Annotated in this window: 20 protein-coding genes; 17 read left to right on the forward strand and 3 right to left on the reverse strand. The window is 59.8% G+C overall.

Annotated features, from left to right (window positions below):
* Positions 1 to 69 precede the first annotated feature (69 nt).
* Together fadI and fadJ are read left to right on the forward strand one after the other, a co-directional pair.
* Complete coding sequence (gene fadI, locus HPT27_RS16705) at positions 70 to 1,296, forward strand: acetyl-CoA C-acyltransferase FadI (RefSeq protein WP_407951156.1); 1,227 nt, start codon at positions 70 to 72, stop codon at positions 1,294 to 1,296.
* Positions 1,297 to 1,350: 54 nt separating this feature from the next.
* Entirely contained in the window at positions 1,351 to 3,570 is a 2,220-nt protein-coding gene (fadJ, locus tag HPT27_RS16710) for a fatty acid oxidation complex subunit alpha FadJ (RefSeq protein ID WP_211198084.1), read from the forward strand.
* A gap of 66 nt (positions 3,571 to 3,636) precedes the next feature.
* On the opposite strand, the gene HPT27_RS16715 is transcribed toward fadJ, so the two are convergent.
* Positions 3,637 to 6,972, reverse strand: coding sequence for a diguanylate cyclase (locus tag HPT27_RS16715; RefSeq protein ID WP_172245899.1), 3,336 nt, complete (start codon positions 6,970 to 6,972; stop codon positions 3,637 to 3,639).
* A gap of 154 nt (positions 6,973 to 7,126) precedes the next feature.
* Here HPT27_RS16715 and HPT27_RS16720 point away from each other — a divergent pair, with 154 nt between their 5' ends.
* The 7 genes from HPT27_RS16720 (at position 7,127) to HPT27_RS16750 (ending at position 14,618) form a co-directional block, all read left to right on the forward strand.
* Positions 7,127 to 7,876, forward strand: coding sequence for a DUF481 domain-containing protein (locus HPT27_RS16720; protein WP_172245901.1), 750 nt, complete (start codon positions 7,127 to 7,129; stop codon positions 7,874 to 7,876).
* 118 nt (positions 7,877 to 7,994) lie between these two features.
* Positions 7,995 to 9,275 (forward strand): DUF4147 domain-containing protein, encoded by a 1,281-nt coding sequence (locus HPT27_RS16725; RefSeq protein WP_172245903.1) that lies wholly within the window; start codon positions 7,995 to 7,997, stop codon positions 9,273 to 9,275.
* Positions 9,276 to 9,409: 134 nt separating this feature from the next.
* On the forward strand, positions 9,410 to 10,330 hold the full coding sequence (locus tag HPT27_RS16730; RefSeq protein WP_172245905.1) for an AAA family ATPase: 921 nt from the start codon (positions 9,410 to 9,412) through the stop codon (positions 10,328 to 10,330).
* A gap of 31 nt (positions 10,331 to 10,361) precedes the next feature.
* Positions 10,362 to 11,366, forward strand: a complete 1,005-nt coding sequence (locus tag HPT27_RS16735; protein ID WP_172245907.1) for a DUF58 domain-containing protein — start codon at positions 10,362 to 10,364, stop codon at positions 11,364 to 11,366.
* Positions 11,367 to 11,397: 31 nt separating this feature from the next.
* A complete protein-coding gene (locus tag HPT27_RS16740) occupies positions 11,398 to 13,356 on the forward strand; it encodes a transglutaminase TgpA family protein (protein ID WP_172245909.1) in 1,959 nt (652 codons plus the stop codon).
* 123 nt (positions 13,357 to 13,479) lie between these two features.
* The gene (gene miaE / locus HPT27_RS16745; protein WP_172245911.1) at positions 13,480 to 14,082 is read left to right on the forward strand and encodes a tRNA-(ms[2]io[6]A)-hydroxylase; all 603 of its coding nucleotides are present in this window, start codon (positions 13,480 to 13,482) and stop codon (positions 14,080 to 14,082) included.
* 8 nt (positions 14,083 to 14,090) lie between these two features.
* Positions 14,091 to 14,618: a hypothetical protein gene (locus HPT27_RS16750; protein WP_172245913.1), complete on the forward strand. Its 528-nt coding sequence runs from the start codon at positions 14,091 to 14,093 to the stop codon at positions 14,616 to 14,618.
* Positions 14,619 to 14,814: 196 nt separating this feature from the next.
* Here the strand turns inward: HPT27_RS16750 and map are convergent, their stop codons facing one another.
* A complete protein-coding gene (gene map / locus HPT27_RS16755; protein ID WP_172245915.1) occupies positions 14,815 to 15,582 on the reverse strand; it encodes a type I methionyl aminopeptidase in 768 nt (255 codons plus the stop codon).
* Positions 15,583 to 15,713: 131 nt separating this feature from the next.
* Entirely contained in the window at positions 15,714 to 16,391 is a 678-nt protein-coding gene (locus HPT27_RS16760) for a GNAT family N-acetyltransferase (RefSeq protein WP_172245917.1), read from the reverse strand.
* Positions 16,392 to 16,699: 308 nt separating this feature from the next.
* Here HPT27_RS16760 and rpsB point away from each other — a divergent pair, with 308 nt between their 5' ends.
* From rpsB to rseP, 8 genes are all read left to right on the forward strand, one after another.
* Positions 16,700 to 17,464: a 30S ribosomal protein S2 gene (gene rpsB, locus HPT27_RS16765; RefSeq protein ID WP_172245919.1), complete on the forward strand. Its 765-nt coding sequence runs from the start codon at positions 16,700 to 16,702 to the stop codon at positions 17,462 to 17,464.
* A gap of 198 nt (positions 17,465 to 17,662) precedes the next feature.
* Positions 17,663 to 18,547: a translation elongation factor Ts gene (gene tsf / locus HPT27_RS16770; protein WP_172245921.1), complete on the forward strand. Its 885-nt coding sequence runs from the start codon at positions 17,663 to 17,665 to the stop codon at positions 18,545 to 18,547.
* 233 nt (positions 18,548 to 18,780) lie between these two features.
* Positions 18,781 to 19,512 (forward strand): UMP kinase, encoded by a 732-nt coding sequence (gene pyrH / locus HPT27_RS16775; RefSeq protein WP_211198085.1) that lies wholly within the window; start codon positions 18,781 to 18,783, stop codon positions 19,510 to 19,512.
* A gap of 203 nt (positions 19,513 to 19,715) precedes the next feature.
* Positions 19,716 to 20,276 carry a ribosome recycling factor gene (gene frr, locus HPT27_RS16780; RefSeq protein WP_172245925.1) on the forward strand — a complete coding sequence of 187 codons (561 nt, stop codon included), beginning with the start codon at positions 19,716 to 19,718 and terminating at the stop codon, positions 20,274 to 20,276.
* Positions 20,277 to 20,321: 45 nt separating this feature from the next.
* The gene (gene uppS / locus HPT27_RS16785) at positions 20,322 to 21,062 is read left to right on the forward strand and encodes a polyprenyl diphosphate synthase (protein WP_211198086.1); all 741 of its coding nucleotides are present in this window, start codon (positions 20,322 to 20,324) and stop codon (positions 21,060 to 21,062) included.
* Positions 21,062 to 21,964 (forward strand): phosphatidate cytidylyltransferase, encoded by a 903-nt coding sequence (locus HPT27_RS16790; RefSeq protein WP_172245927.1) that lies wholly within the window; start codon positions 21,062 to 21,064, stop codon positions 21,962 to 21,964. The genes uppS and HPT27_RS16790 overlap by 1 nt, the downstream gene beginning before the upstream one ends.
* Positions 21,964 to 23,148, forward strand: a complete 1,185-nt coding sequence (ispC, locus tag HPT27_RS16795) for a 1-deoxy-D-xylulose-5-phosphate reductoisomerase (protein WP_172245929.1) — start codon at positions 21,964 to 21,966, stop codon at positions 23,146 to 23,148. Before HPT27_RS16790 ends, ispC begins: the two co-directional genes overlap by 1 nt.
* Positions 23,145 to 24,482: an RIP metalloprotease RseP gene (gene rseP, locus HPT27_RS16800; RefSeq protein ID WP_172245931.1), complete on the forward strand. Its 1,338-nt coding sequence runs from the start codon at positions 23,145 to 23,147 to the stop codon at positions 24,480 to 24,482. Before ispC ends, rseP begins: the two co-directional genes overlap by 4 nt.
* The last annotated feature ends 19 nt before the right edge of the window (positions 24,483 to 24,501 follow it).

Raw genomic sequence — 24,501 nt, forward strand, 5'->3', positions numbered from 1 at the left:
GCCCGGCCGGTGCAGTTTGCCGAGCGCGTGGCCGTGGTGGCCGGGCTGCGGACCCCATTTGGGCGCCAGCTGACCTATTTCAAGGGCGTCAGCTCCATCGACATGGGCAAGCTGGTGGTCAATGAAATGCTGGCCCGTACCGACATCGATCCCAAGTTGATTGATCGGGTGGTGTTCGGTCAGGTGCTGGTGCTGCCGGAGGCGCCGAACATCGCCCGCGAGATTGTGCTCGGTACCGGCATGGATGTGCACACCGATGCGTTCTCGGTGTCGCGTGCCTGCGCCACCAGTTTTCAGGCCGCAAGCTCGGTCACCGAAGCGATTCTGGCCGGCGATATCGATATCGGCATTGCTGGCGGCGCCGATTCCTCGTCGGTGGTGCCCATCCAGTTCTCGCGCCGCTTCGCCAATATTTTGGTGGAATTGCAAAAAGCCAAAACGCTGGGCCAGCGGCTCAGCCTGCTGAAAAAGCTGTCGCTGAAAGATTTGGCGCCGGTGCCGCCGTCGGTGCGGGAATATTCGACCGGTCTGATGATGGGCGACAACGCCGAGCAAATGGCGCGTGATCACGGTATCAGTCGGGCCGAGCAGGATGCGCTGGCGCACCGCTCGCACATGTTGGCCGCGAAAGCCTGGAATGACGGCAAGCTCGATGACGAAGTGATGACCGTGCAGTTGCCGCCGTTCAAGGACGCGGCCCGACGCGACAACAATATCCGCTTCGATTCGACGCTGGAAAATTACGCCAAACTGAAACCGGCCTTTGACAAAGCGCATGGCACCGTCACTGCCGCCAACGCGACGCCGCTAACCGACGGCGCCGCCAGCCTGATGCTGATGCGGGAATCGCGGGCGAAGGAACTCGGTCTGGAACCGCTCGGTTTTATCCGCTCGTACGCCTACGCCGCCATCGAAGCCGATATCGACATGCTGATGGGGCCGTCATACGCCTCGCCGCGCGCCATGGACAAAGCGGGCGTCACATTGAAAGACATCAACCTGATTGAAATGCACGAAGCGTTTGCCGCGCAAACGCTCAGCAACGTCAAGATGTTTGCCTCCGACAAGTTCGCCAATGAAAAACTGGGTCGCGCCAGCAAAATTGGCGAGATCGACATGGACAAGTTCAACGTGCTCGGCAGCTCCATCGCCTACGGTCATCCGTTTGCCGCGACCGGTGCCCGCATGATCACCCAGAACCTGCGCGAACTGCGCCGCCGCGGTGGTGGTCTGGCGCTGGTCACGGCCTGCGCCGCCGGTGGTCTGGGCGTGGCAATGGTGCTGGAAGCGGATTAATCAAAAACCGAATGGCGTAGGGCGGTTCAAGGTGCAGAGCACCGGAACCGCCGAATGGAGACGGTGGCTCCGCTGCCGCTTGAGCCACCCTACAAGAGCGACAACAACATGATCCTGAAACAAACCAGCAGCTTTACCCTGACCCTGCGTGGCGATGGCATCGCCATTTTGTGCATGGATGTGCCGGGCGAAACAGCCAACACTTTGCGCGCGGAATTCACCGCCGAGTTCAACGACATTCTGACCGCCCTGCGTGGCGAGACCCGGGTCAAGGGCATAGTGCTGACCTCCGGCAAAGCCGATTCGTTTGTGGTCGGCGCCGACATCAACATGCTGAAGACCATTGAGCGGCCAGAGCAGGCGGAAAAACTCAGCGGCGAAGGTCATCAGGCCATGTTCGAGCTGCAAAAGCTCGGCGTGCCATTGGTGGCGGCCGTGCACGGTCCGGCACTCGGTGGCGGTCTCGAACTGGCGCTCTGTTGTCACGAGCGGGTGCTCAGCGATGACAACAAGACCATTGTCGGTCTGCCGGAAGTACAACTCGGCGTGCTGCCCGGTGGTGGCGGTACCCAGCGCTTGCCGAAACTGGTTGGCATTGCCAATGCGCTCGACATGATGCTGACTGGCAAACAGGTGCGGGCGAAACAGGCACTGAAAATGGGCCTGGCCGATGAAGTGGTGCCGAAAGCCAATCTGGAAATCGCTGCCGTCAAACGGGCGCTGAAGCTGGTGTCGCGGCCGGAGCGTGACAGCATGCTGCGCACCGTCCGCAAGCCGGCGCCGCTATTGTCCGTGCCGGGGTTGATGCGGGTCCTGCTGGAAAGCAATCCGATTGGTCGCAACATTATTTTCAGTCAAGCGCGGAAAGCCGCGGGTGCCAAAACCTACGGCAATTACCCGTCGCCGGACAAGATCATCGATTGCGTCGCCGCGGCCTATGGCAGTGACGGTTTTGCCACCGAAGCGAAAAAATTCGGTGAGTTGGTGGTGACGCCGGTCGCCCGGCAGTTGATGAATATTTTCTTTGCCACCACCGCGTTGAAGAAAGATCAGTTCGCCGATGCGCCCGCGCGTGAGGTCAAGAAAGTGGGTGTGCTCGGTGGTGGTCTGATGGGCGCCGGCATCGCATTCATCAGCATCGACAAGGCCAAGGTCGCGGCCCGGGTCAAGGACCGCGATGACAAGGGCACCGGTCATGCCCTGAAGTATGCCAACGACATCGTTCGCGATCGGATCAAAAAGCGCCATGTCAGCGAAGCCGCTGGCGGCAAGTTGCTGTCGCGGCTGACGGTCAGCACCGACTATCGCGGCTTTCATGATGCCGACATGGTGATCGAGGCGGTGTTTGAGGATCTGAAGCTCAAGCAAAGCATGGTCAAGGACATCGAGACGCATTGCCGGCCGGACACCATTTTTGCCACCAACACCTCGTCGATTCCGATCCACAAGATCGCCGAAGGCGCGCAGCGGCCGGAAAATATCATCGGCCTGCATTATTTCTCGCCGGTGGAAAAAATGCCGCTGCTGGAGATCATCACCACCGAGCAAACGGCCGACTGGGTGATCTCCACCAGCGTCGAGTTTGGTCGGGCGCAGGGCAAGACCGTCATCGTGGTCAAGGACAAGGCGGGCTTTTACGTCAACCGCATTCTGGCGCCGTACATGAACGAAGCTGGCTATCTGGTCGCTGCTGGCGTGCCAGTGGACCAGGTCGACAAAGCGCTGAAGAAACTGGGCTTCCCGATTGGTCCGATCAACCTGCTCGATGAAGTTGGTATCGATGTTGGCACCAAAGTGGCGCCGATTCTGGCCGAGGCCTTCGGTGACCGGATGAATCCGCCGGCCGCCTTCAAGAAATTGATCGAAGACAACCGGCTCGGCAAAAAGAATCAGCGCGGCTTTTACAAATACGATGGCAGCAGCAAAGGCAAGAAAGCAGTCGATGACAGCGTCTACGCCTTGCTGGGTGTCACGCCGAGCACGCAGCTCGACGGCCGGGAAATTGCCGAGCGCTGCCTGTTGATGATGATCAACGAAGCCGTGCGCTGTCTCGATGAAGGCATTATCCGCAGCGCCCGCGATGGTGATATCGGTGCCATTTTCGGCATCGGCTTCCCGCCTTACCTTGGCGGTCCGTTCCGCTATGTTGACAGCTTCGGTGCCAGCGCCATTGTCGATCGGCTCAAGCACTATCAGGGGCAACATGGCGAGCGTTTCGCGCCGTGCGAACGCTTGCTGCAAATGGCGGCCGCTGGCGCGTCGTTCTATTCCTGAGTTTGATGGTGGCAAAAAAAGGCCGGGCATTGCCCGGCTTTTTTTTGGGTCCACATTTTTTAAGCTTCACATTTCAGTCAGTGACTCGGTGTCATCGGCGCGCCAGCGCAGGCGGCGCAGTGAGCGCTGGGAATACTGCAGCTCAACATCGCCGGTTGCGACGGCGCTGGCACCATTTTCCCGCAGCCGGTGCAGCAGCAAATCGGGGCGGGACTCCTGGGTGCTGACGGCACCGACCCATTGATTGCGGCCGCTGTGTTTGGCGGCATAGAGCAGGCAGTCAGCCACTTGCAGTACCTGTTCGCAGGTGTAGGCGGCAACGTCCTGCCGGTTGAGCGGAAACGCTGCGTAACCGAGCGAGCAGGTGACCGGTAGCCGGGCACCGTTGCTGAGTGAAAACGGATGATCACCAATCACGCTGCGGATCCGTTCGGCCAGCTGCGGTGAGCTGTCACGATCGCTGTAGCGGCTGACCAGCAGGAACTCTTCGCCGCCGTAGCGCACCAGATAATCCTGCTCGCGGCAAATGTGCTGCAGGCGGTCCTTGACCGCAAGCAGCACCTCGTCACCGGCATCGTGACCAAAGCTGTCGTTGATGCGTTTGAAGTGATCGATGTCGATCAGGAAAAACAGCAAATCCCCTTTCTTGATCGGCAGGTTCTGCTGCTTGCCATCCTGATGCAGGCGCAGGATGGCCGGCGCATCCTTTTCCAGATAGCGGAACAGCATCCTGCGATTGCCCAGACCGGTCATCGGGTCGGTCAGGCTCATGGTGTCGAGCCGACTATTGGCGTGCTGCAGTTCGCTGTTCAGTTTTTCGAGCGCGTCATTTTTTTCCTGCAGTTCGCGGGTGCGGCTGGCAACCTGCTGTTGCAGACCGGTCAGCAGTGCGCGCTCCTGATTGCGTATGCGCTGGCGCTGCGCCAGCAGCAACAGCAGCAGCGCGCCGCCGAGCAGGGTATAGCTGATGCGGGCCAGCGTGCTGTTCCAGAATGTGGGCTGAATCTCGATGTTGAGCGTACGCACTGCGCTATCCCAGATGCCGGCAGCACTGCCGGCGCGCAGTTCAAATTGATAATGCCCCGGCGCCAGTTGGCTGTAATAGGCCTGATGCTGGCCGCCATCAAGCTCGTTCCAGTCCGACTCCAGCGGTCGCAGGCGGTAGCGATATTTGTTGCCGCTGGGCGTGCTGTAGTGCTGAGCGGAAAAACTCAGCGCCAGCATGTTCTGGTTGGCCGGCAGCACCAATTGCTGCAAGGAATGCACGGCAGCCGGCCAGTCTTTCTGCATGACTTGCAGATCGCTGATGGTGCTTCGCGGTGCGACGTCATTGAGCGTGACTTGATCCGGCTCAAACCAGTTCAGACCTTTGATGCCACCAAAATACAAGCGGCCGTCGGCGCGGCGGGCACCGGCACCGGAATTGAATTCGCGATCCTGCAGGCCGGCAGAAACTGGATAGGCGTCGGCTTTTTCGCTGTCCGGATGAAAGCGGAACAGGCCGTCATTGCTGCTCAGCCAGAGCCGGCCGTTGTTGTCCGGCAAAATGGCGTAAAAGCTGTCGTTGCTGAGGCCATTGCGCTGATCGAAGCGGTGAATGCGCTGGCTGCGGCGATGCAGTTTCAGCATCGAGTCACCATAGCTGCCGACCCAGATGGCGTCGGCGTCGACATGCAGCGACCAGACCGAAAAATTGGCCGGCAGCAATCGCGTGATGGTGCCATCGCGGCTGCGCCGGCACAGGCCGCCATCATCGCTGCCGATCAGCAGGCTGTCGTCCAGATCGGCCTGCAGCACAACGACTCGGTTTCCACAGGCATCGGCAATGGTTTCAAAGCGCTGACTGGCAGGCTGGTAGCGCAGCAGACCGGCGCCCCAGGTGCCGATCCACAGATTGCCCTCGGCGTCGTCGCTGAGCGCGCGAATATGCTGCTGGTTGTCACTGTCGATGGTGCCGGGCGGCATCCGGACATGAACGAATTTGCGTTGCTCGCTGCGATCCCGATCCAATCGATCCAGACCTCCGTCAGTACCGAGCCAGAGCCGCTGCGCACGGTCGCGAAAGATGACCCGGATGTGATTGCTGACCGGTGAATTGGCGTCGTTCGGGGCATGTTGAAAGTGCTGAAAATGTTCGCCGTCGTCGCGTGACAGTGACAGACCGCCACCGTCAGTGCCGACCCAGAGGGCATCAGGTTCGGCCAGAATGCTGCGCACGCTGCTGACCGGCAAGCTGTCAGGCTGGGCCGGATCGCTGCGCAGAACGTGAAAGCTGGCCTGATTCGGATCAATGCGACTGACGCCGCCGAGCCAGGTGCCGATCCAGACCACTCCGTCCGTGCTTTCGAACAGACTCAAAACGTGATCATCAGCCAGGCTGTCATGGCGACTGGCGTGCTGACGCAGCTGCTGCCAGCGCTCACCGGGCTTTGCCTGCATCAGCACACCGTGCTCGGACGTGCCGAGCCAGAGCCGGCCAGCGTGGTCGCGCAAAATGGCGCTAATGAACAGTGGATTGTTGAACCGCGGCAGTGGGATCGCCGTCAGGCTGTTGTCGCGACGCGACCAGCGCCACAGACCGCCATTGTCGGTGCCGATCAGCACGTCGTCACCATCGAGCAAAAAACTGCTGAAGGCGGCCCGCCCGGCCAGCGTGGTCGGTGCCGCTTCGGCTTGCAGGCCATTGTCGACGCGATAGACGGCTTGGCCACTGAGTGCATACAGCACGCCATTGCGGTCTTGCTGCAACGCCAGCAGTCGTTGCCCGGTGTCGGTTTGCTGGGCAGCGGCCAATGGCCAATGTTGAAAACGATTTTGCGCCGGCAGGTACCGGCTGAGACCGGTGTCGGTAGCAAACCAGATGGGCCCGGAGGGCTCACCCAGACAGGCATTGAGGCGGCCCGGCAACGGGCCATTGTCGCTGCCATCACCGGCACGGAGCGGTTCGAGCTGGCCGGTGTCGGCGGCGAGCCGATGCACGCCACCGTCAAACAAACCAACCCAGAGTCCGTCCTGACTGTCGGTGCACAAGGCGTTGATGCTGCTGCGCGCGAGCCCGCGTTCACCGCGGCGCCAAATCCGCAGCGCGTGACCATCGTAACGATTCAGGCCATCGATGGTACCGAGCCAGATAAAGCCATAGCGATCCTGGGCGATGGTCTGCACCGTGGATTGCGACAGGCCATCATCGGAGCCCAGCGTCAGCAGCCGGGCACCGCTGTCAACCACGGTGACCGCAGCATCAGGGGCCGTGGTGTTGAGGGGCGTGGTGTTGAGTCGGGTAGCGTCGAGGGTGGCGGTGCCGTTGACAGTTGCTGCACTCGGCAGCGCGCTGGCGCTGTCTGTTGCTGCCCAACCCGCAACCGCCCAACCCGCAACCGCCAGCGCGGTGAGCCAGTGCATACCGTGTACTCGTAATAAAAAATCAGGACCTGCCTAACAATAGGCGAGTCCGCTGATCCTGCAAGCTGTTATCGCTGGCTGGCGCCGGCTACCATAGCTGACGGTACCGTCGCCAGCTCATGGCGACAGCGATTGACAAGAAAGGGAGAACAGGATGAACAATGCAATCGTGGCCCGACTGGCCTTGACCACAACGCTGCTGCTACCTGCTGCAGTGCTGGCGGAGGATGCAACTGAGGCGACACCGGCCTGGAAAGGCGAAGGTGAGCTGGGTTATGTCGCGGCGCGCGGCAACACCGATACCGAAACCGTTTCCGGCAAATTGAAACTCGGTTATGCCAGTGGTGCCTGGAGTCACGAACTGGGTTTGGCGGCGTTGAAGTCGACCGCCGAAGATCCGGACACCGGCGAAGACGAAGAAACCGCCAACCGCTATCAAGTGACTGGGCAAAGCAATTACGCCGTGTCCGAACGCAGCTATGCCTTTGGCTCGTTCCGCTATGAAAAAGACGAGTTCAGCGGCTATGACCACCAGACCACGCTGGCAGTCGGTTACGGTTATCACTTTCTGAATGAAGAACTGCACAAGCTGTCGGCCGAAGTCGGTGCCGGTCAACGGCGCAGTGAGCTGATCGATACCGGCGAGAAAGAAAGTGAAACCATCATGCGGTTGCGGGTCGCGCACGGTTGGCAATTTACTGCCAGCAGCAAATGGACCAATGATCTGCTGGTCGAAGCGGGCGATGAAAATACCTTCAGCGAATTTGTCACCGGCCTGAAAGTGGACATGAACAGCAGCTTTGCCATCAAGGTTGCCTACGCAATCCGGCAGAACAGCGAAGTGCCGGATGACCGGGAGAAAACCGACACGCTGACCACCATCAATCTGGTGTTCGGTTTCTGATAACCAGTTTGTGAAAAGCGGTTTCAGAAAGCCAGTCTCAGAAAACCGGTTTCGGAAAACCAGTATCTGAAAACCAGTATCTGAAATCGGATCTTTGAATACGGAGAGCAAAAAGAACGTGGCCAGTGTGACTGCTCGCGTGCCGTCCGCACCGCTGCTGAAACAACTGGCCGCGGCGGCGCTGCAATACGCTGACGGCGAGCGGGCAGTGACGCTGACGCTCACGCAACAGCCGATCAGCGGACCGGTTCGGCTGTTGGCGCTGGGCAAAGCGGCCGCCGCGATGTGGCGTGGTGCTGCACGCAGCGTTGGCAGCCAGCTGCGGGCAGCACTCGTGATTGCGCCCTCGCCTGCCAGCGAATCTGATCGTGCGGTCGCTGCTGTGTCACCGCAGTGGCAGCTCGGCGGCCATCCGCTGCCCAATGCCGATTCGCTCGCAGCCGGCGCGGCGGCAATGGAGTTCGTCAGGCAGAGTGCGGCGGATGAAACCTTGTTGGTGTTGTTGTCGGGCGGCGCATCGGCGCTGTGCGACGTGCTGGTCGATGGGGTCAGTCTTGCCGACGTGCAGGCGCTGCAGCAGGCCTTGTTGGCGGCCAATTTGCCGATCGAGGCGATCAATGCGGTCCGGCAATCGTTGTCGCAGATCAAGGCCGGTGGTCTGGCGCGTTGTTGCCCGGCGGCCGTGCCGGTGCGCCAACTGATCATCTCCGATGTGCCGAATGATGATCTGCAGGTCATCGGTTCCGCACCGTTCATCGTATCGGCAGCTCGGACGGTGAACCCCGAATGGCTGCCGGCGCCGTGGCCGCAATGGCTGCGACAGCATGCGCCTCGTCATTGTTCGGAGCGCCAGTCGCCCGCGCTTGTGCCAGTGAACCCGGGCCCGCTAGCTCACGTGCAGACGGAGGTGATCGCCAGCAATCGCAGCGTGCGGCAAGCACTGCAACAGCTGGCGATGCAAGGTGGTTATCCGGTGGTGGTCAATCAAGACTTTGCCGGTGACTGTGCCAGCGTGACTGCGCAGATTGCCGCACAGCTGCGGTGCGGGTCGCCCGGTCTGTATCTGTTTGGCGGTGAATGCCATCTGCAATTGCCGAACCGGCCCGGCCGTGGTGGTCGCAATCAGCATCTGGCCCTGAGTTTGGCGGTCGAGTTGGCGGGACTGCCGGACATAGCGGTGCTCAGTCTGGCAACCGATGGCGTGGATGGTCAGTCCGATGCCGCGGGCGCACTGTTTGAAAGCGGCAGGTGGCCGGTCACGTCGGCGCAACAGGCCGAGGCAAGTGCAGCACTCGCCGGCGCCAGCAGCTATGATTGCTGGCAACGTCTTGGCGGCTTGCTGTTCACTGGCCCAACCGGCAGCAATGTTGCCGATTTGCTGTTTTGCTTGAAAAGCTGACGACTGCAATCCGCAGGGTTTTAAAGCGCGCTTGTCGGAACTGTGACACTCTGTTTGCGGGTAGAGCTGAAATACTTAAGTACAGAAATACAGAATCGCCATTTCTCCAGAATCATCGTGATGGAACTGTCCACGTGAGCCAAGCCGAACTGCAAGCTGTTCTGAACCTTCTCAATCGCATCATCGTTGGCAAGCCGCAGGTGATCCGGCTGGCGCTGACCTGTCTGCTCGGTCGCGGCCATTTGCTGATGGAAGATTTGCCCGGGATGGGCAAAACCACCTTGGCGCAGGCGCTGGCGCGAGTGCTCGGCTTGCAGTTTCAGCGTATTCAATTTACGGCGGATTTGCTGCCAGCCGATATTCTCGGCAGTTCCATATTCAATCGCGGTGACAACAAGTTCGAGTTTCATCCGGGCCCGGTATTCACTCAAGTGCTGCTGGCCGATGAAGTCAACCGGGCCACGCCGAAAACCCAGAGCGCGCTGCTGGAAGCGATGGCCGAACAGCAGGTCACCGTCGAAGGTGCGACCCGGGCCTTGCCGCAACCGTTTTTTGTCATCGCGACGCAAAACCCGTTGCATCAAATCGGCACCTATCCGTTGCCGGAGTCGCAACTCGATCGCTTTCTGATGCGGCTCGCGGTCGGCTATCCCGACATCAAGGCCGAGCGGGAGTTGCTCCGCGGTGAAGATCGGCAGCAGTTGCTGACGACATTGAAAACACAGGTTTCCGCCGCGCAGCTGATGGCCTGGCAACAGGCTGTCGAGCAGGTCAAAGTCAGCGACACCTTGCTCGACTATGTGCAATTGCTGCTGACGGCAACTCGTACCGGCAGCGTGTTCCTACACGGGCTGAGTCCCCGCGCCGGTTTGGCGCTGCTGCGGGCCGCCCGCGCCTATGCCTTCGTCAATGGTCGCGATCATGTTCTGCCGGATGATGTGCAAGCGGTGTTTGTTCCGGTCGCGGCGCACCGGCTCTGGCTGCGCGATGCCCGTGAGGAGCACAGCGAGCGGGCCGTGCTGGAATTGCTGAAATCCGTGCCGGTGCCGATGTAATGCAATCGGTTTGTAAGCACTGAGCGCGGCCATGGTTTCCTCGCTGGTCAATGCGGTTGCCCGCTCGCCACTGCCGCTGTTTCCGCGCTGGTGGCGAGGCCGCTTCGCGTCGTGGATCGAGCGACGCTTGCTGGCGACGCCGGAGCTGCGGCTCAGTCATCGCGAGATTTTCATTTTTCCGTCGCGCGGCGGCTGGTTGTTCATCTGCGTTGGTTTTCTGATTCTGGTTGGCGCGTCCAATTACCAGAACAATCTCGGTTTGGTGTTGGCATTCTGGCTGGGTTCGCTGGGCGTGCTGGCAAAGTTCCTGAGTTTTCGCAATGTACTCGGTGTGCGCTTGCGCGCCGGCGATCCGTCGCCGACCTTTGCCGGCGAAACCTTGCGCTTTCCGATTTGGCTGGATGACCCGGATGGCCGCGCCCACTCGGCCATTTCGGTTGGCCTGACTTCAACCTCCGATGAAGCCTGGGATGTGCCGCCGCAAGGCGCGGTCTGTGCCGAATTGTTGGTGCCGGCGCAGCAGCGTGGCTGGCAGGACATGCCGCGGTTTTGTCTGCAATCGCTGGCACCGTTTGGCTGGTTGAGGGTTTGGAGCTGGCCGAAGCTGAGCGCGCGGGCGCTGGTGTATCCGGCGCCGCTGGCGCCGCCGTGGCCTTTGCAACCGCAGGGCGACGGTGACGGCAAACACGCACAGCCGGTCAGTGGCAGCGAAGATTTCGCCGGTCATCGCAGTTGGCGCCAGGGCGACTCCTTGCGGCAAGTCGACTGGAAAGCCTATGCGCGTGAACGCGGCCTGCATCTGCGTTTGTTTGTTGCACCGAGCGGCGATGAATGGTGGTTTCGGCTGCGGGATTTGCCGGCCGCTGATCGCGAGACCCAGCTGAGCTGGCTGTGCTTTCTGTTGCTGGAGGCCGAGCGCAAAGGCCAGCGTTATGGTCTGGAACTGGGCGCCGGCACTGCCGGTGCAGAAAAATTTCCTCCCGATCAAGGCGACGTGCATTTGCATCGCTGCCTGAAAGCCCTGGCGTTGTTTTGATCATGGCACGACCGATGCGGGTGGCCCGCTGATGAAGCGCTTCGAACTCGACCGACCGGGCGTGCGACCACTGCTGCTGCTGGCGATCAGTGCGGCGCTGCTGCCACTGTGGCTGAAAACACCGGCCTGGGTTGGAGCGGTCAGCGCGTTGGTGTTGCTGTCGGCACTCGGTGTCGGCAAGCGCTTGCCGCGTTGGTTACTGCTCAGTCTGGTAATCGCCGCCAGCGCTGGCGTCGTGTTTCAACACAAGGGTTTGTTCACCCGCGACGCGGGGTTGTCCTTGATTGTGTTGATGGCCAGCTTCAAATTGCTGGAGCTGAAAAATTATCGCGATGCGATGCTGATCAGTGCGTTGACATTTTTCCTGAGCTTTGTCGGGCTGCTGTTTTACCAGTCGCTGGCGGTTGCGCTGTATTTGTTTTTGCTGTTGCCATTGCACACGGCGGCGGTGCTGGTGCTGCATCGACTCGAAGGGTGGCGTGGCTTGCTGGTGCTGGCCAAAGACAGTGGTCGTTTTGTTTTGCTGGCGTTGCCTTTGGTGGCGCTGTTGTATCTGTTTTTTCCACGGCTTTCCGCGCCGCTGTGGCGCCTGCCCGGCAGTGGTGTCACCGGGCCTACCGACTCGATGACCATCGGCGATGTCCAGTCACTGGTGCTGTCCGATGAATTGGCTTTCCGGGTCAAATTTGACGGCCCGCCACCACCAGAGAATGAGCGCTATTGGCGTGGCACTGTGCTCGCTGATTTTGATGGCTTGGCCTGGACCGTCGGCATGCCGCAGGCACCCGAAAAAATAGAGTCGCTGGGACCGGTGCAGCGCTACAAAGTGGCGCTGGAGCCGACCCGTTTGCGCTGGCTCTATGCGCTGGACATTCCGCAGACGGTCGATTCGCCGCTGCAAACACGTCGGGCCTGGAATGCCACCTTGCTGACCTACAGTTTTGTCCGGCAGCGAGTCGATTACAGCGTGGAGTCGTTGCTGAAGTATCGGCTCGGTGCCGACGCAACCGAAAAACAATTGCAGCCCTACCTTGCCTTGCCCGACAGCGGCAATCCTCAGGCGCGGCAGTATGCCCGGCAGCTGCGCCAGCGCCATCCCGATCCGCTTCAGTTCACTGAGCAGTTGCTGCGCACCATCCATACCGACAATTATTGGTATACGCTGCAAGTGCCGGAACTGAGCGAGGATATTGTCGATGACTTCTGGTTCAACAAGAAGCGCGGCTTCTGCGAACACTACGCCAATGCGGTGACGTTTCTGCTGCGTGCCGGTGGCGTGCCGGCACGGGTCGTGGTCGGTTACCAGGGCGGGGAATGGAATCCTTACGGCGAATTTCTGACCGTGCGCCATCTCGATGCTCATGCCTGGCTGGAATTCTGGCAACAAGACAAGGGCTGGACCCGGCTCGATCCGACGGCGGCGATATCGCCGGCGCGCATCGATGAGTCCTATCTGCAGCGCATCGCCAAACGCGATGCGCTGATGGCATTTGAAGGTTGGGACAGCGTCGCCAATACCGTGGCTGACGCGGGTGGTTGGGCGGTGACGCAATGGTGGCAGGAAGCCAATCGCTGGTTTGAAGCCAACGTCAGCCAATTCAATGCCGATCTGCAGCAGGATTGGCTGCAAAATCTCGGCTTGCCGAAATTGTCGATGGCGGACATGGTCCGCATTCTGGTGTTTGGTGTGCTGACCCTGATGTTTGCCAGTGCCTGGTTCATTCTGCGGGCGCGGCCGATACGGGACCCGGTGGCGCGTGTTTATGCCGCGTTCTGTGCCAAATTGGCCCGCGCCGGTATCCGGCGTGAGCCGCACGAAACCCCGCAGGACTTTTTGCGCCGGGCGCAGCGTGCCTTTCCGGCCGAGCGCGGCGAGCTGCGCGCCTTCATTGATTGCTATCTGGCACTGCGCTACGCCGAAATCGGATCGTTACGCGAGTTGCATGCGCAGTGGCGGCGCCTGCGTTGGCGCCGGTTGAAAGTGCTCTGACTCACGGCATTCTGATTCACGGTGCTCTGATTCACGATGCTCTGATTCACGACACGGCGCGCACAGGCGTTGTCCCGGTATAATTCGCGCCAATTTTCTTATCTCTTTTTTGCGAGCGGTTTGATGAGTCTTGCTGACGTCCGTGCCTTTTTGCACTGCGAAACCCCTGCTGGCTGGTTGGCCCGCGCCAATGACGAGTTGCCGACGCTGCTGATCGACCACGCCCATTGCGAGAAAAAAGCCGCCTCGACAGCCATGAGCCTGATGCACCGTTTTCCCGAACGGCATGAACTGCAGCATCAGCTATCGCGACTGGCCCGGGAAGAGCTGCGGCACTTTGAGCAGGTCATGGACTTGATGCAGGCGCGCAACGTGCCATTCACGGCCCTGTCGCCGGCACGCTATGCCATCGGTTTGCGCAGCCACACCCGGAAACCGGATCAGGAGTTTTTGATCGATGTGCTGATTGCAGGCGCCTATATCGAAGCGCGCTCCTGCGAACGCTTTGCCGCACTGGCCGAGGTTGTGCGCGATGAGGAGCTGGCGACCTACTATCGCTTTTTGCTCCGTTCGGAGTCGCGGCATTTCCGCAATTATCTGGGCTTGGCGAAGCTCTACGCAGAAGGGGATATCACTGAGCGGGTGCGTGAATTTGGTGTGTGGGAATCGGAGTTGATTCTGCTGCCGGATGAGCAGTACCGGTTTCACAGTGGGGTGCCTGTGTGATTTGTGAGATGGGTTTGATTCAATTTCGCGCCCTCATTGGCAGAGCTATTAGTAGGATCTTTTTGGTTGTGTGGCCGCCAGAAGGGGAGGTGCTGAACAAGGACGTCGATATGTCACTTGGGCTTGAGTTTAGCGATCAGAAAAACATATTGGTTACTATCTCAATTTCACGGGATGATAATTGGACGCCCGAGATCAATTGTGTCGTGCTGACCGATTTTCTCCCTTCCGAACAGATGGACTCATGGCTAAATGGTTGGATGAAGTTGAGCTTAGGCGGTACTTTTCAGCTGCAGAATTTTGATTTCAGCGATGACAGTCGATTCATTCATTTAATCGGCAAGTCGATTACAGACATTAAGCTTGCTTCAATCGGAGGCGATCCTTTCGGGGTAAAGCTGAATATAGATTCCGACCATCTAATGGTGGTTCCTATTTCCGACGGTGCGACTGTAGTTACAAGTCGGTTTGGTGATCGTTCGGCGATAGAGGGCTTTGAATATTTAGGCCAAATTATCTATAAGGACGTAAATTGATTGTAGGCATTGCGGCAACAGGGGAATGCCAATCGGCTGCTGCGCTGTTGATGTAAGCGAGAAGGGTGGAGCGGCAATGCCACCACCCCAACCCGTCCAGTCGTCAACTGAGTTGGCGCCGTTCAGGTGGCAAGTTCGTCAATTGTGACGAACATGAATTCCTGACTCCCCTCCTTCACAGGGGGGGAGCAAATAATCAGAAGCTCTCTTCCTTTCGCTTCGTCAGCACTTCACAACCGGAAGCTGTAATCAAAATCGTATGTTCCCACTGTGCTGACAAGGACCGGTCTTTGGTTACGGCGGTCCAGCCATCGCGCATCAGCGACACATGCCGTTTGCCGGCGTTGATCATCGGCTCGATGGTGAAGCACATGCCTTCTTTCAGCTCCATGCCGGTGCCGGCGCGGCCGTAGTGCAGAATCTGCGGATCTTCGTGGAAGATGGCGCCGATGCCGTGGCCGCAGTATTCCTGAACGACCGAATAGCCAGCGTTTTCCGCGTGCTGCTGAATCACCGAACCGATATCGCCGAGTTTGACGCCCGGTTTGACGATGGCGATGGCCCTGTACAGGCATTCTTGCGTAACGCGAATCAGCCGCTCGGCCTGAATGGTGGGTTTGCCGACCACGAACATCTTGCTGGTGTCGCCGTGGTAGCCATCCTTGATCACGGTGATGTCGATGTTGACGATGTCGCCGTCTTTCAGTTCACGCTCGTTCGGAATGCCGTGGCAGACCACGTGATTGACTGAAGTGCAAATCGATTTCGGAAAGCCGTTGTAGTTCAGCGGCGCCGGAATGGCTTTTTGCACATTGACGATGTAGTCGTGGCAGATCTGGTTCAGCTGGTCGGTACTGACCCCTTTCTTGACGTGCGGCTCGATCATCTCGAGCACTTCAGCGGCCAAACGGCCGGCGACACGCATTTTTTCTTGTTCGGCAGGGGTCTTGATGGTGACGGTCATTGGTGGTCTCGTTACTCGCTAAGCCAGTAAAAATGTATTGTAGGAGCGGCCTTGGCCGCGATTGTTTGGCCACCGAATTGGTGGCGAGAATCGCGGCCAAGGCCGCTCCTACCGATAAAGTCCTGTGCCGCTCAGTCCTGCGGCAACTCAAACCGGAACTCCGGTCGGCCGGTCAGCGACAGGTGCAACCGCGGCCGCTGACTGGCCAGCAGCAGTTGCAGTCGGCCCCGCATTATAAAGAAGGCCGAGCCGGTTAGCCGGGCGCCGCGTTTCTGATGCGAGCGCAGGCTGGGGGCATTGAAGGCGCTGATGCGGCTGACCGACCAGCGGGCGCCATCGCGATAAAGCGCTTCGTTGGCCTCATCCCAGAGCTGGGCGAACAGCCGGGTGACCCGGTATTTGGGCGCAACATAGACGTCGTAGTCCCAGACGAGCTCGTGGGGGCCGAGCCGGTAGTCACAGCGGGCGTCATCTTCCGGGTAGTGAGTGTTTGCTAGCCACAGGAAGGCCGCCAGCTCGCCGGCCTTGAACGCGGCCAGACAGCGATCTCCGCGGTCGAACCGGGCCCGGACGATGGCCTCCTTGCGGTCTTCGACCATCAGCGCGGGTTCGAAGGCGGTCAGCCAGCGGAACTCGACCCCAACCGCCGGGGCGACCGAGCGCGTGGCCGGAATCGGTTGGTAGGCAAATCGGTAGGCGACCAGCTTGCCGCCGAGGCGCTTCCAGAGCTTCTGGAACAGGTAGAGCAGGGCGACGCCGGTGCCAAGCTCGTGGCGCAGGGCGGTCCATTTGTTGAGTGCGGAAGCCATTCCTCTTTATGAGCCTGTCGTCCTTGTTATCGGGGTCGCAGTGTTTCAGCGTGGCCGGAGCCGGTCAAGCGCTGGCCGGCAACGCTCCGGGGAAATGGCTGGCAAGGCGAGGTTGGCGTTGAGACGGCAGGGCTGGTTGTGGTATAAAGCGCACCCCGCGCTGGGACCCCGGTTGCTCTGCAAGAGCGGCCGAGCTCCATGACGCGGTATACCCCACACGCGACTCCACCAATTTCTGACCCGGGTCCTGCTTGCAGGCGGCCAGAAAGGAGCGCGGAGGCCCAACCCGACTCTCAATGAGGTCTACTATGGCTCGCGTCACTATGCGTGACATGATCCAGGCTGGCGTGCACTTCGGTCACCGCACCCGGTTCTGGAACCCGAAAATGAAACAGTACATTTTCGGTTCGCGTAACAAAATTCATATCGTCAACCTCGAACACACCCTGCCTATGTTCCAAGATGCGCTCAATTTCCTGGGCGGCATTGCGGCCAAGCGCGGCAAGATCCTGTTTGTTGGTACCAAGCGCGCAGCAGCTGACGTTGTTGCCCTGGAAGCCAAGCGTTGCGGTCAGTACTACGTCAACAACCGCTGGCTCGGCGGCATGCTGACCAACTACAAAACCGTACGCCAATCGATCAAGCGTCTGAAAGACCTCGAAGCGATGGCTGCTGACGGCACGTTCAACAAGCTGACCAAGAAAGAAGCGTTGATGCGTCAACGTGAACTGGAAAAGCTGGAAAGCTCGCTGGGCGGTATCAAGGACATGGGCGGCCTGCCGGATGTGTTGTTCGTGATCGACACCGATCATGAAAACATCGCCATCTCGGAAGCCCGCAAGCTGGGTATCCCGGTGGTTGCCGTGGTGGATACCAACTCGAATCCGGACGGCGTGGATTACGTCATTCCGGGTAACGACGACGCCATTCGCGCCATCGAACTGTACCTGCACAGCGTTGCTGACGCCGTCATCGAAGGCCGTCAAAGTGCTCCGCACGCTGACGACGCCGTTGCTGATGAGTTTGTCGAAGAAGCGCCGGTTGCTGCGACCGAGGCCGACGAAGAGGCGTAATTGCCCTTTGGCTGGACTCAAGAAAAAGGGGGCTGCGGCCCCCTTTTTTGAAACTTGTTTCTGTTCGCCTGTTGCCGTTCAAGCGATTCTGTCCAGAGCATTCTGGGCAACTGATTGCGCTGGCAGCAACAGGCAAACGATGAATGTGTTCGACCTGACTGGCTCGTGATGGCCAGTCTTCTGCAAGAGGATTCTCCCATGGAAATCACTGCTTCCCTGGTCAAAGAACTGCGTGAGCGCACCGCTGCCGGCATGATGGAGTGCAAGAAAGCACTGCAAGAAGCCAATGGCGATATCGAGCTGGCCATCGACAACATGCGCAAGTCGGGTGCCGTCAAAGCCGCCAAGAAAGCCGGCCGTATCGCCGCTGAAGGCGTCGTGGTCGGTCGCGTTGGCGCCGGCGAAGCCGTGCTGGTCGAAATCAACTGCGAAACCGATTTCGTGGCCAAGGACGCCAGCTTTGTCGCGTTCGCCAATGCCGTTGCCGATGTCGCGCTGAGCAGCAAAGTGACCGATGTCGCAGCGCTCGGCGAGGTCAAGCTGGCATCGGGCGAAAGCGTCGAAATGACCCGCGCCAACCTGGTCGCCAAGATCGGCGAAAACATGACCGTGCGTCGTCTGACCCGGCTGGCCGGCGCCAATCTGGCGACCTACAGCCACGGCGGCCGTATCGGCGTTGCTGTTGCCCTGCAAGGTGGTGACGAAGAGCTGGCCAAGCAAGTTGCCATGCACATCGCCGCCGCCAAACCGCTGGTCGTCAACCCGGAACAAATGCCGGCCGCTGACGTGGCCAAAGAGCGCGAAATCGCCACTGCCCAGGCAGCCGAATCGGGCAAGCCGGCCAACATCGTCGAGAAGATGGTGGAAGGTCGCGTCAACAAGTTCCTGAGCGAAAACAGCCTGGTTGGCCAAGCGTTTGTGATGGACCCGAACACCACCGTCGGCAACCTGCTGAAGGGCAAAGGCGCCACGGCGACCGGCTTCTTCCGCTGGGAAGTCGGCGAAGGCATCGAGAAGGCCGAAGATAACTTCGCTGCCGAAGTCGAAGCCATGAAAGCCGCCGCTATTGGTACCAAAGCCTAAGGCTGCGGTTACCGTTGCTGCCGGACTGGCGTTTTGCCTGCAGTCCGGGGCAGGCAAAAGCCCGGATTTGTGGCAGAATCCGGGCGCAAACAACCAACCCCTCTCCCAATCCGAGAGGGGTTGGCGTAATCGGGGTTTGGAAAGTCTCGTACCCCGGTGGATGCTGAATTGATTGCAGGCCGGAGGCTCGATAATGCCGGCTTGTTGCTGACCGAACCGACCCGAAAAAAAGGATGACCATGTCCGAATCGACCGAGCTCCCGTACAAACGCATCCTGCTGAAGCTGTCAGGTGAAGCCCTGATGGGCAATGAATCGTTTGGTATCGATCCGCTGGTGCTGGATCGGATGGCCGCGGAAGTGAAGTCAGTTCGGCAGATGGGCGCCCAGGTCGGTATCGTCGTTGGCGGTGGCAACTTGTTCCGCGGCGAACGGCTGGCACGCGCTGGCATGAACCGCGTCGCCGGCGACCATATGGGCATGCTGGCCACGGTGATGAACTCGCTGGCGATGCAGGATGCGCTGGAGCGCATCAAACAGCCGACCCGGGTCATGAGCGCAGTCGCGCTGGCCGGTGTTTGCGAAGATTACGATCGCCGCTTTGCCATTCGCTTCATGGAAGCGGGCAATGTGGTGATTTTCTGTGCCGGTACCGGCAATCCGTTTTTTACCACCGACACTGCAGCGGTCTTGCGCGGCATCGAGATCGAGGCCGATCTGATCCTGAAAGCGACCAAGGTCGATGGCGTCTATTCGGCCGATCCGATGAAGTTTCCGGAAGCGGTCCGCTATTCGCGTTTGTCTTACACCGAAGCGCTGGAGCGCGAGCTCGGCGTGATGGATCTGACCGCGTTCTGCCTGGCCCGTGATCACACCAAAAAAATTCGCGTGTTCAACATGAACAAGCCCGGCGCGCTGGCCGCGGTACTGAAAGGTGCCGATGAAGGCACCTTGATTGAGAAATAACACGCGGCTGACCGTTCGCCGCTGGTGAGCCTCAGCAGGCAGTTTTAGCCGACCGGGCCAACGAATGCGCAGGTCCGCGGTAAAAGTGATTCCGCCGTATCGGTGTTGCGACACCGAATAAAAAATTGCGCTTGTGGGGCACTTCCTGCCGCGCCGCCGGTCTGGCAACAGGCTGGCGAAAAACAGAAACCATGGAGACGACCATGACCATTGCCAATACCAAAACCGATGCGCAAACGCGCATGGCCAAGTCCGTCGAGTCATTGAAGGGCAATCTGGCCAAGATCCGCACCGGCCGGGCGCATCCGTCGCTGCTGGAACATATCCAGGTCAATTATTACGGCAGCATGGTGCCGTTGCAGCAAGTCGGTAACGTCAACGTGCAGGATTCGCGCACGCTGGTGATTCAGGTTTACGACAAGGGCGCGATTGCCCCGGTCGAAAAAGCCATTCATGAATCCAATCTGGGTCTGAATCCGCAAAGCGCCGGCCAGAACATCCGGGTGCCGTTGCCGCCGTTGACCGAAGAGCGCCGCAAGGAATTGGCGAAAGTGGTCAAGGGCGAAGGCGAGCAAGCCAAGGTTGCCGTGCGCAATGTTCGCCGTGATGCCAACGAAGCGTTGAAAAAACTGCTCAAGGACAAACTGGTCACCGAAGACGAAGAGCGTCGGGCCCAGGATGATGTCCAGAAACTCACCGATGGCAAAATCGCGGAGATCGACAAGCTGCTCGCCGACAAAGAGAAGGAACTGATGTCGGTGTAATCGCTTCGGCGACCACCTGCAGCAGTTACTCCGGAGGCGTTGTCCTTGTCTTCTTCAGCACCCGCCAGTCTGGTGCCGCAGCACGTTGCCATCATCATGGATGGCAACGGTCGCTGGGCCAAGCAGCGCAGCCTGCCCCGTGTTGCCGGCCACAAGGTCGGCATGGAGCGGGCGCGCGACATCACCGAGGCCGCTGGTCAGCGTGGCGTAAAGTCGCTCACGCTGTTCGCGTTTTCATCAGAAAACTGGCAACGTCCGTTCGAAGAAGTCAGCTATCTGATGGATTTGTTCGTGACCGGGCTGGAGCGTGAAGCCAAATCGCTGCACAAGAACGGTGTGCGTTTGCGGGTAATCGGTGATCGCAGTCGCTTTGCCGAAAAGCTGCAAAACCGGATGGCTGAGGCCGAAGCGCTAACGGCCGGCAATACTGCGCTGACCCTGAATATTGCGGCCAATTATGGCGGCCGCTGGGACATCATCAATGCCAGCAATCTCGCGCTCGCCGGCAAGCGTGCCGCTGGCGATTCCAGTGCGTTGCAGGAAGCGGATGTAACGCCGCATCTGGCGCTGGCCGATCAGCCGCCACTCGATTTGCTGATTCGCACTGGCGGCGAAATCCGCATCAGCAATTTCCTGCTCTGGCAGGCGGCCTATGCCGAACTCTTTTTTTCTTCCGTGCTGTGGCCCGATTTCAGCGCTGCTGAATTGGATGCAGCGATCGCCGACTATGGCCAGCGTCAACGCCGGTTTGGCAAAACCGGCGAACAAGTGGCGGAGACCAACTGATGCTTTGGCAACGTGTAATCACCGCATTGCTGCTGTTGCCGCTGGTGCTGGTGCTGGTGTTTTTTCTGCCGCTTGAACTGTTTGCCATGGCGGTGGCCTGCATCCTGGTGCTCGGTGCTCGCGAATGGGGCCGTTTCACCAGTTCGGAAAGGTCCGCTCAGTTGACCGCAATGCTGAGTTATTTCGGCGCCGCCGTGCTGCTCTGGCAGCTGTCGCCGCCGTTTGCGTTTTGGCCCAGCCTCAGCTGGCCGGAATGGTTGTGGTCCGGCGACAACTTGCCGTTACTGGTGCTCGCGCTGGCGGTATTGTTCTGGCTGTTCAGTCCGGTGCTGCTCTGGTTCTACCCGCAGCGCACCGGCTGGTGGCGTACTGCATCGGGCGTGCGGCAAGGATTGGGTGTATTGCTGCTGCTGGCAACCTGGGTTGCGCTGGTGTCGCTGCGCAAAATCGGTTTGATGCAAGGCGGTGGTGCGCTGTTTGGTTTGCCCAAAGGGGCGCTGGTGATTTTCTATGTGTTGCTGCTGGTTTGGGCTGCTGATGTTGGCGCCTATATCACCGGTAAAATGTTTGGCAAACACAAGCTGGCGCCCGCTGTCAGTCCCGGCAAAACCTGGCAAGGTTTCTGGGGGGGCTTGGTGCTGGCGTTGGTGATAGGCCATTTCGCCGCGCAGCTGTTTGACTTGTCGAGCAATTCGGTTTGGGGGTTTCGAGCGCTGATGCTCGTCACCATTATCGCGTCGGTCGTTGGCGATTTGATTGAGAGCCTGTGCAAACGCGAGGCTGGCATCAAGGATAGCGGCACGATTTTCCCCGGTCATGGTGGCATGCTGGATCGCATTGACAGTTTGATGGCCGCCGCACCGGTATTTGCACTCGGCGCGCTGCTGTTGGAGCTGCACTGATGCAACGGCTGGTCGTACTGGGCAGCACCGGGTCGATCGGCGTATCGACGCTGGATGTTGTTGCCCGCCATCCGGATCGGTTTTCGGTTGTTGCGCTGGCGGCCAAGCGCAGTACAGAACGCTTGTTTGAGCAAATTCAGCAGTTCCGGCCGCGCTACGCGGTGCTGGTCGACGAAGTGGCTGCCGCTGCTTTACGCGATAAAGTGAAGGCCGCTGGCCTTGCCACTGAAGTGTTGGCGGGTGAGCGCGCGCTGGCTGAAGTTGCCGCTCTGGCCGAAGTCGATGTCGTGATGGCGGCGATTGTCGGCGCGGCCGGTTTGCTGCCGACCTTGGCTGCCGCCCAGGCAGGCAAACGCATCCTGCTCGCCAACAAAGAAGCGCTGGTGATGTCTGGCCCGCTCTTCATGCAAGCGGTGCGTGATAACGGCGCGACGCTGCTGCCGATCGACAGCGAACACAACGCGATTTTTCAGTGTCTGCCAGCGACGGTGGCGGAGCGCGACCTGCTTGCCAATGGCGTCGAAAAAATTCTGCTGACCGCCTCGGGTGGTCCGTTTCTGCGGCGTGAACTGCGCGAGCTCGAGCGGGTGACACCTGATCAGGCGTGCGCGCATCCGACCTGGAATATGGGCCGCAAAATTTCGGTAGATTCCGCCACTTTGATGAACAAAGGGCTGGAAGTGATCGAGGCCTGTTATTTGTTCAATGCCCGGCGCGAGCAAGTGGATGTGGTCGTACATCCGCAAAGTGTCGTGCACAGTTTGGTGCGCTATGTCGATGGCTCGGTGCTGGCGCAGCTCGGCAACCCTGACATGCGGACTCCGATTGCCCATGCGCTGGCCTGGCCGGATCGCATTGCGGCTGGCGTTGCGCCGCTGGATCTGGCGCTGATCGGCAAGCTGGAATTTTTGCCGGTTGATCTGCAACGCTTCCCTTGTTTGAGTTTGGCGTATCAGGCCCTGCAGGCGGGCGGCAGCGCACCGGCTGTGTTGAACGCAGCCAATGAAGTGGCCGTTGCGGCTTTCCTCGACTCGCATTTGCCTTATCCCCGCATTGCCGCCGTCATCGCGGAAACCTTGCAACGCTGCGCGGCACCTGCTGCCGGCTCGCTGGCCGAACTGCTGGCGATTGATGCCGAAGCCCGTCGCCACGCAACTGAACTGTTGGGAGCGCGGGCCGCATGATCGCTTGGCTCTGGAATATCCTGTTTTTGTTCATCACCATCGGCGTGCTGGTCACGGTGCACGAGTTCGGCCATTTCTGGGTCGCCCGTCGGCTCGGTGTCCGGGTACTGACGTTTTCGATCGGTTTTGGCAGCGCGCTATGGTCGCGACGGGCGGCGGATGGGGTGGAATACCGCATTGCTGCCATTCCGCTCGGCGGCTACGTCAAGATGCTCGATGAGCGGGAAGCGGACGTGCCGACCGAGCAGTTGCCGCAGGCGTTCAACCGGCAGTCGGTCTGGACTCGCATCGCGGTGGCGTTGGCCGGCCCGGTGGCCAATTTCCTGTTTGCCATCATCGCGTTCGCGGCCATGTATATGGTCGGCATCCGGGATCTGAAACCGGTGCTTGGCGATGTTGCGGCGGACAGTGCCGCTGCCGCCGCAGGATTGCGTGCTGGCATGGAGGTTGTCGCGGTTGATGATGAGGCCGTGCAAACCTGGGAGGAGCTGACCTTTGCCTTGGTGGCGCGAGTGGGGTCCGAGCGGCCGGTGGAATTGCAGGCCCGGGACAACGGAGCCATTGGCCGTTATCGGCTGCCGGCGGGCGCGCTCGATTTATCAGGTTACGAAGCGGATATTGCCGGGCATGTCGGTTTGCGTGGACGGTCGTTACCGTGGCCGGCGATTATCAATAGTCTGGATGAAAATGGCGCGGCAAAACGGGCCGGAATCCAGGTTGGCGATGTCATCAGTTTATGGGATGGTGAGCCGGTTTCCGGCTTTCCCGCGCTGACTGAAAAGATAACGGCCGCCGCAGGCAAAACTGTTACACTCCGGCTGCTTCGGGCTGATGCTCCGCTGGATATTGCCGTCACAATTGCCGATGACAATGGCCGTGGTCGACTCGGTGTCGGCTCGGTCCGACCCGCGACTCCGGATGATTGGTTAGTTTTGCGGCAGCTCGGGCTATGGGATGCATTGGTTGGCGGCTGGCACAAGATGGTGGATACCAGCGCTCTGGTTCTGGATGGCTTGAGCAAACTGGTTACCGGCAAGCTGTCGCTCAAGTCTTTGAGCGGACCGGTCACCATTGCCGAAGGTGCGGGTGCCACTGCCGCGGCCGGTCCCGATCGATTTTTTTGGTTTCTGGGATTGATCAGCGTAAATCTCGGTCTCATCAACCTCATGCCCATCCCAATGTTGGATGGCGGCCACCTGCTGTATTTTGGGGTGGAGGCAGTACGCGGCCGGCCGTTGTCGGAACGCGTGCAGGAATGGGGACTGCGTATCGGGGTGGCACTGGTTGGTGCCCTGATGCTCATCGCTCTCTTTAACGATTTCGCCCGCCCGTAACGGGCTGGCTGTTGGTGTA

Origin of the sequence: Permianibacter fluminis (assembly GCF_013179735.1) — a bacterium.
Lineage (GTDB): Bacteria > Pseudomonadota > Gammaproteobacteria > Enterobacterales > Permianibacteraceae > Permianibacter > Permianibacter fluminis.

Coding starts and splice junctions, on each gene's coding strand:
- fadJ (WP_211198084.1), top strand. CDS start 1,351: ATGGAGACGGTGGCTCCGCTGCCGCTTGAGCCACCCTACAAGAGCGAC.
- HPT27_RS16715 (WP_172245899.1), bottom strand. CDS start 6,972: ATGCACTGGCTCACCGCGCTGGCGGTTGCGGGTTGGGCGGTTGCGGGT.
- HPT27_RS16720 (WP_172245901.1), top strand. CDS start 7,127: ATGAACAATGCAATCGTGGCCCGACTGGCCTTGACCACAACGCTGCTG.
- HPT27_RS16735 (WP_172245907.1), top strand. CDS start 10,362: ATGGTTTCCTCGCTGGTCAATGCGGTTGCCCGCTCGCCACTGCCGCTG.
- HPT27_RS16740 (WP_172245909.1), top strand. CDS start 11,398: ATGAAGCGCTTCGAACTCGACCGACCGGGCGTGCGACCACTGCTGCTG.
- miaE (WP_172245911.1), top strand. CDS start 13,480: ATGAGTCTTGCTGACGTCCGTGCCTTTTTGCACTGCGAAACCCCTGCT.
- HPT27_RS16750 (WP_172245913.1), top strand. CDS start 14,091: ATGGGTTTGATTCAATTTCGCGCCCTCATTGGCAGAGCTATTAGTAGG.
- map (WP_172245915.1), bottom strand. CDS start 15,582: ATGACCGTCACCATCAAGACCCCTGCCGAACAAGAAAAAATGCGTGTC.
- HPT27_RS16760 (WP_172245917.1), bottom strand. CDS start 16,391: ATGGCTTCCGCACTCAACAAATGGACCGCCCTGCGCCACGAGCTTGGC.
- rpsB (WP_172245919.1), top strand. CDS start 16,700: ATGGCTCGCGTCACTATGCGTGACATGATCCAGGCTGGCGTGCACTTC.
- tsf (WP_172245921.1), top strand. CDS start 17,663: ATGGAAATCACTGCTTCCCTGGTCAAAGAACTGCGTGAGCGCACCGCT.
- pyrH (WP_211198085.1), top strand. CDS start 18,781: ATGACCATGTCCGAATCGACCGAGCTCCCGTACAAACGCATCCTGCTG.
- frr (WP_172245925.1), top strand. CDS start 19,716: ATGACCATTGCCAATACCAAAACCGATGCGCAAACGCGCATGGCCAAG.
- HPT27_RS16790 (WP_172245927.1), top strand. CDS start 21,062: ATGCTTTGGCAACGTGTAATCACCGCATTGCTGCTGTTGCCGCTGGTG.
- ispC (WP_172245929.1), top strand. CDS start 21,964: ATGCAACGGCTGGTCGTACTGGGCAGCACCGGGTCGATCGGCGTATCG.
- rseP (WP_172245931.1), top strand. CDS start 23,145: ATGATCGCTTGGCTCTGGAATATCCTGTTTTTGTTCATCACCATCGGC.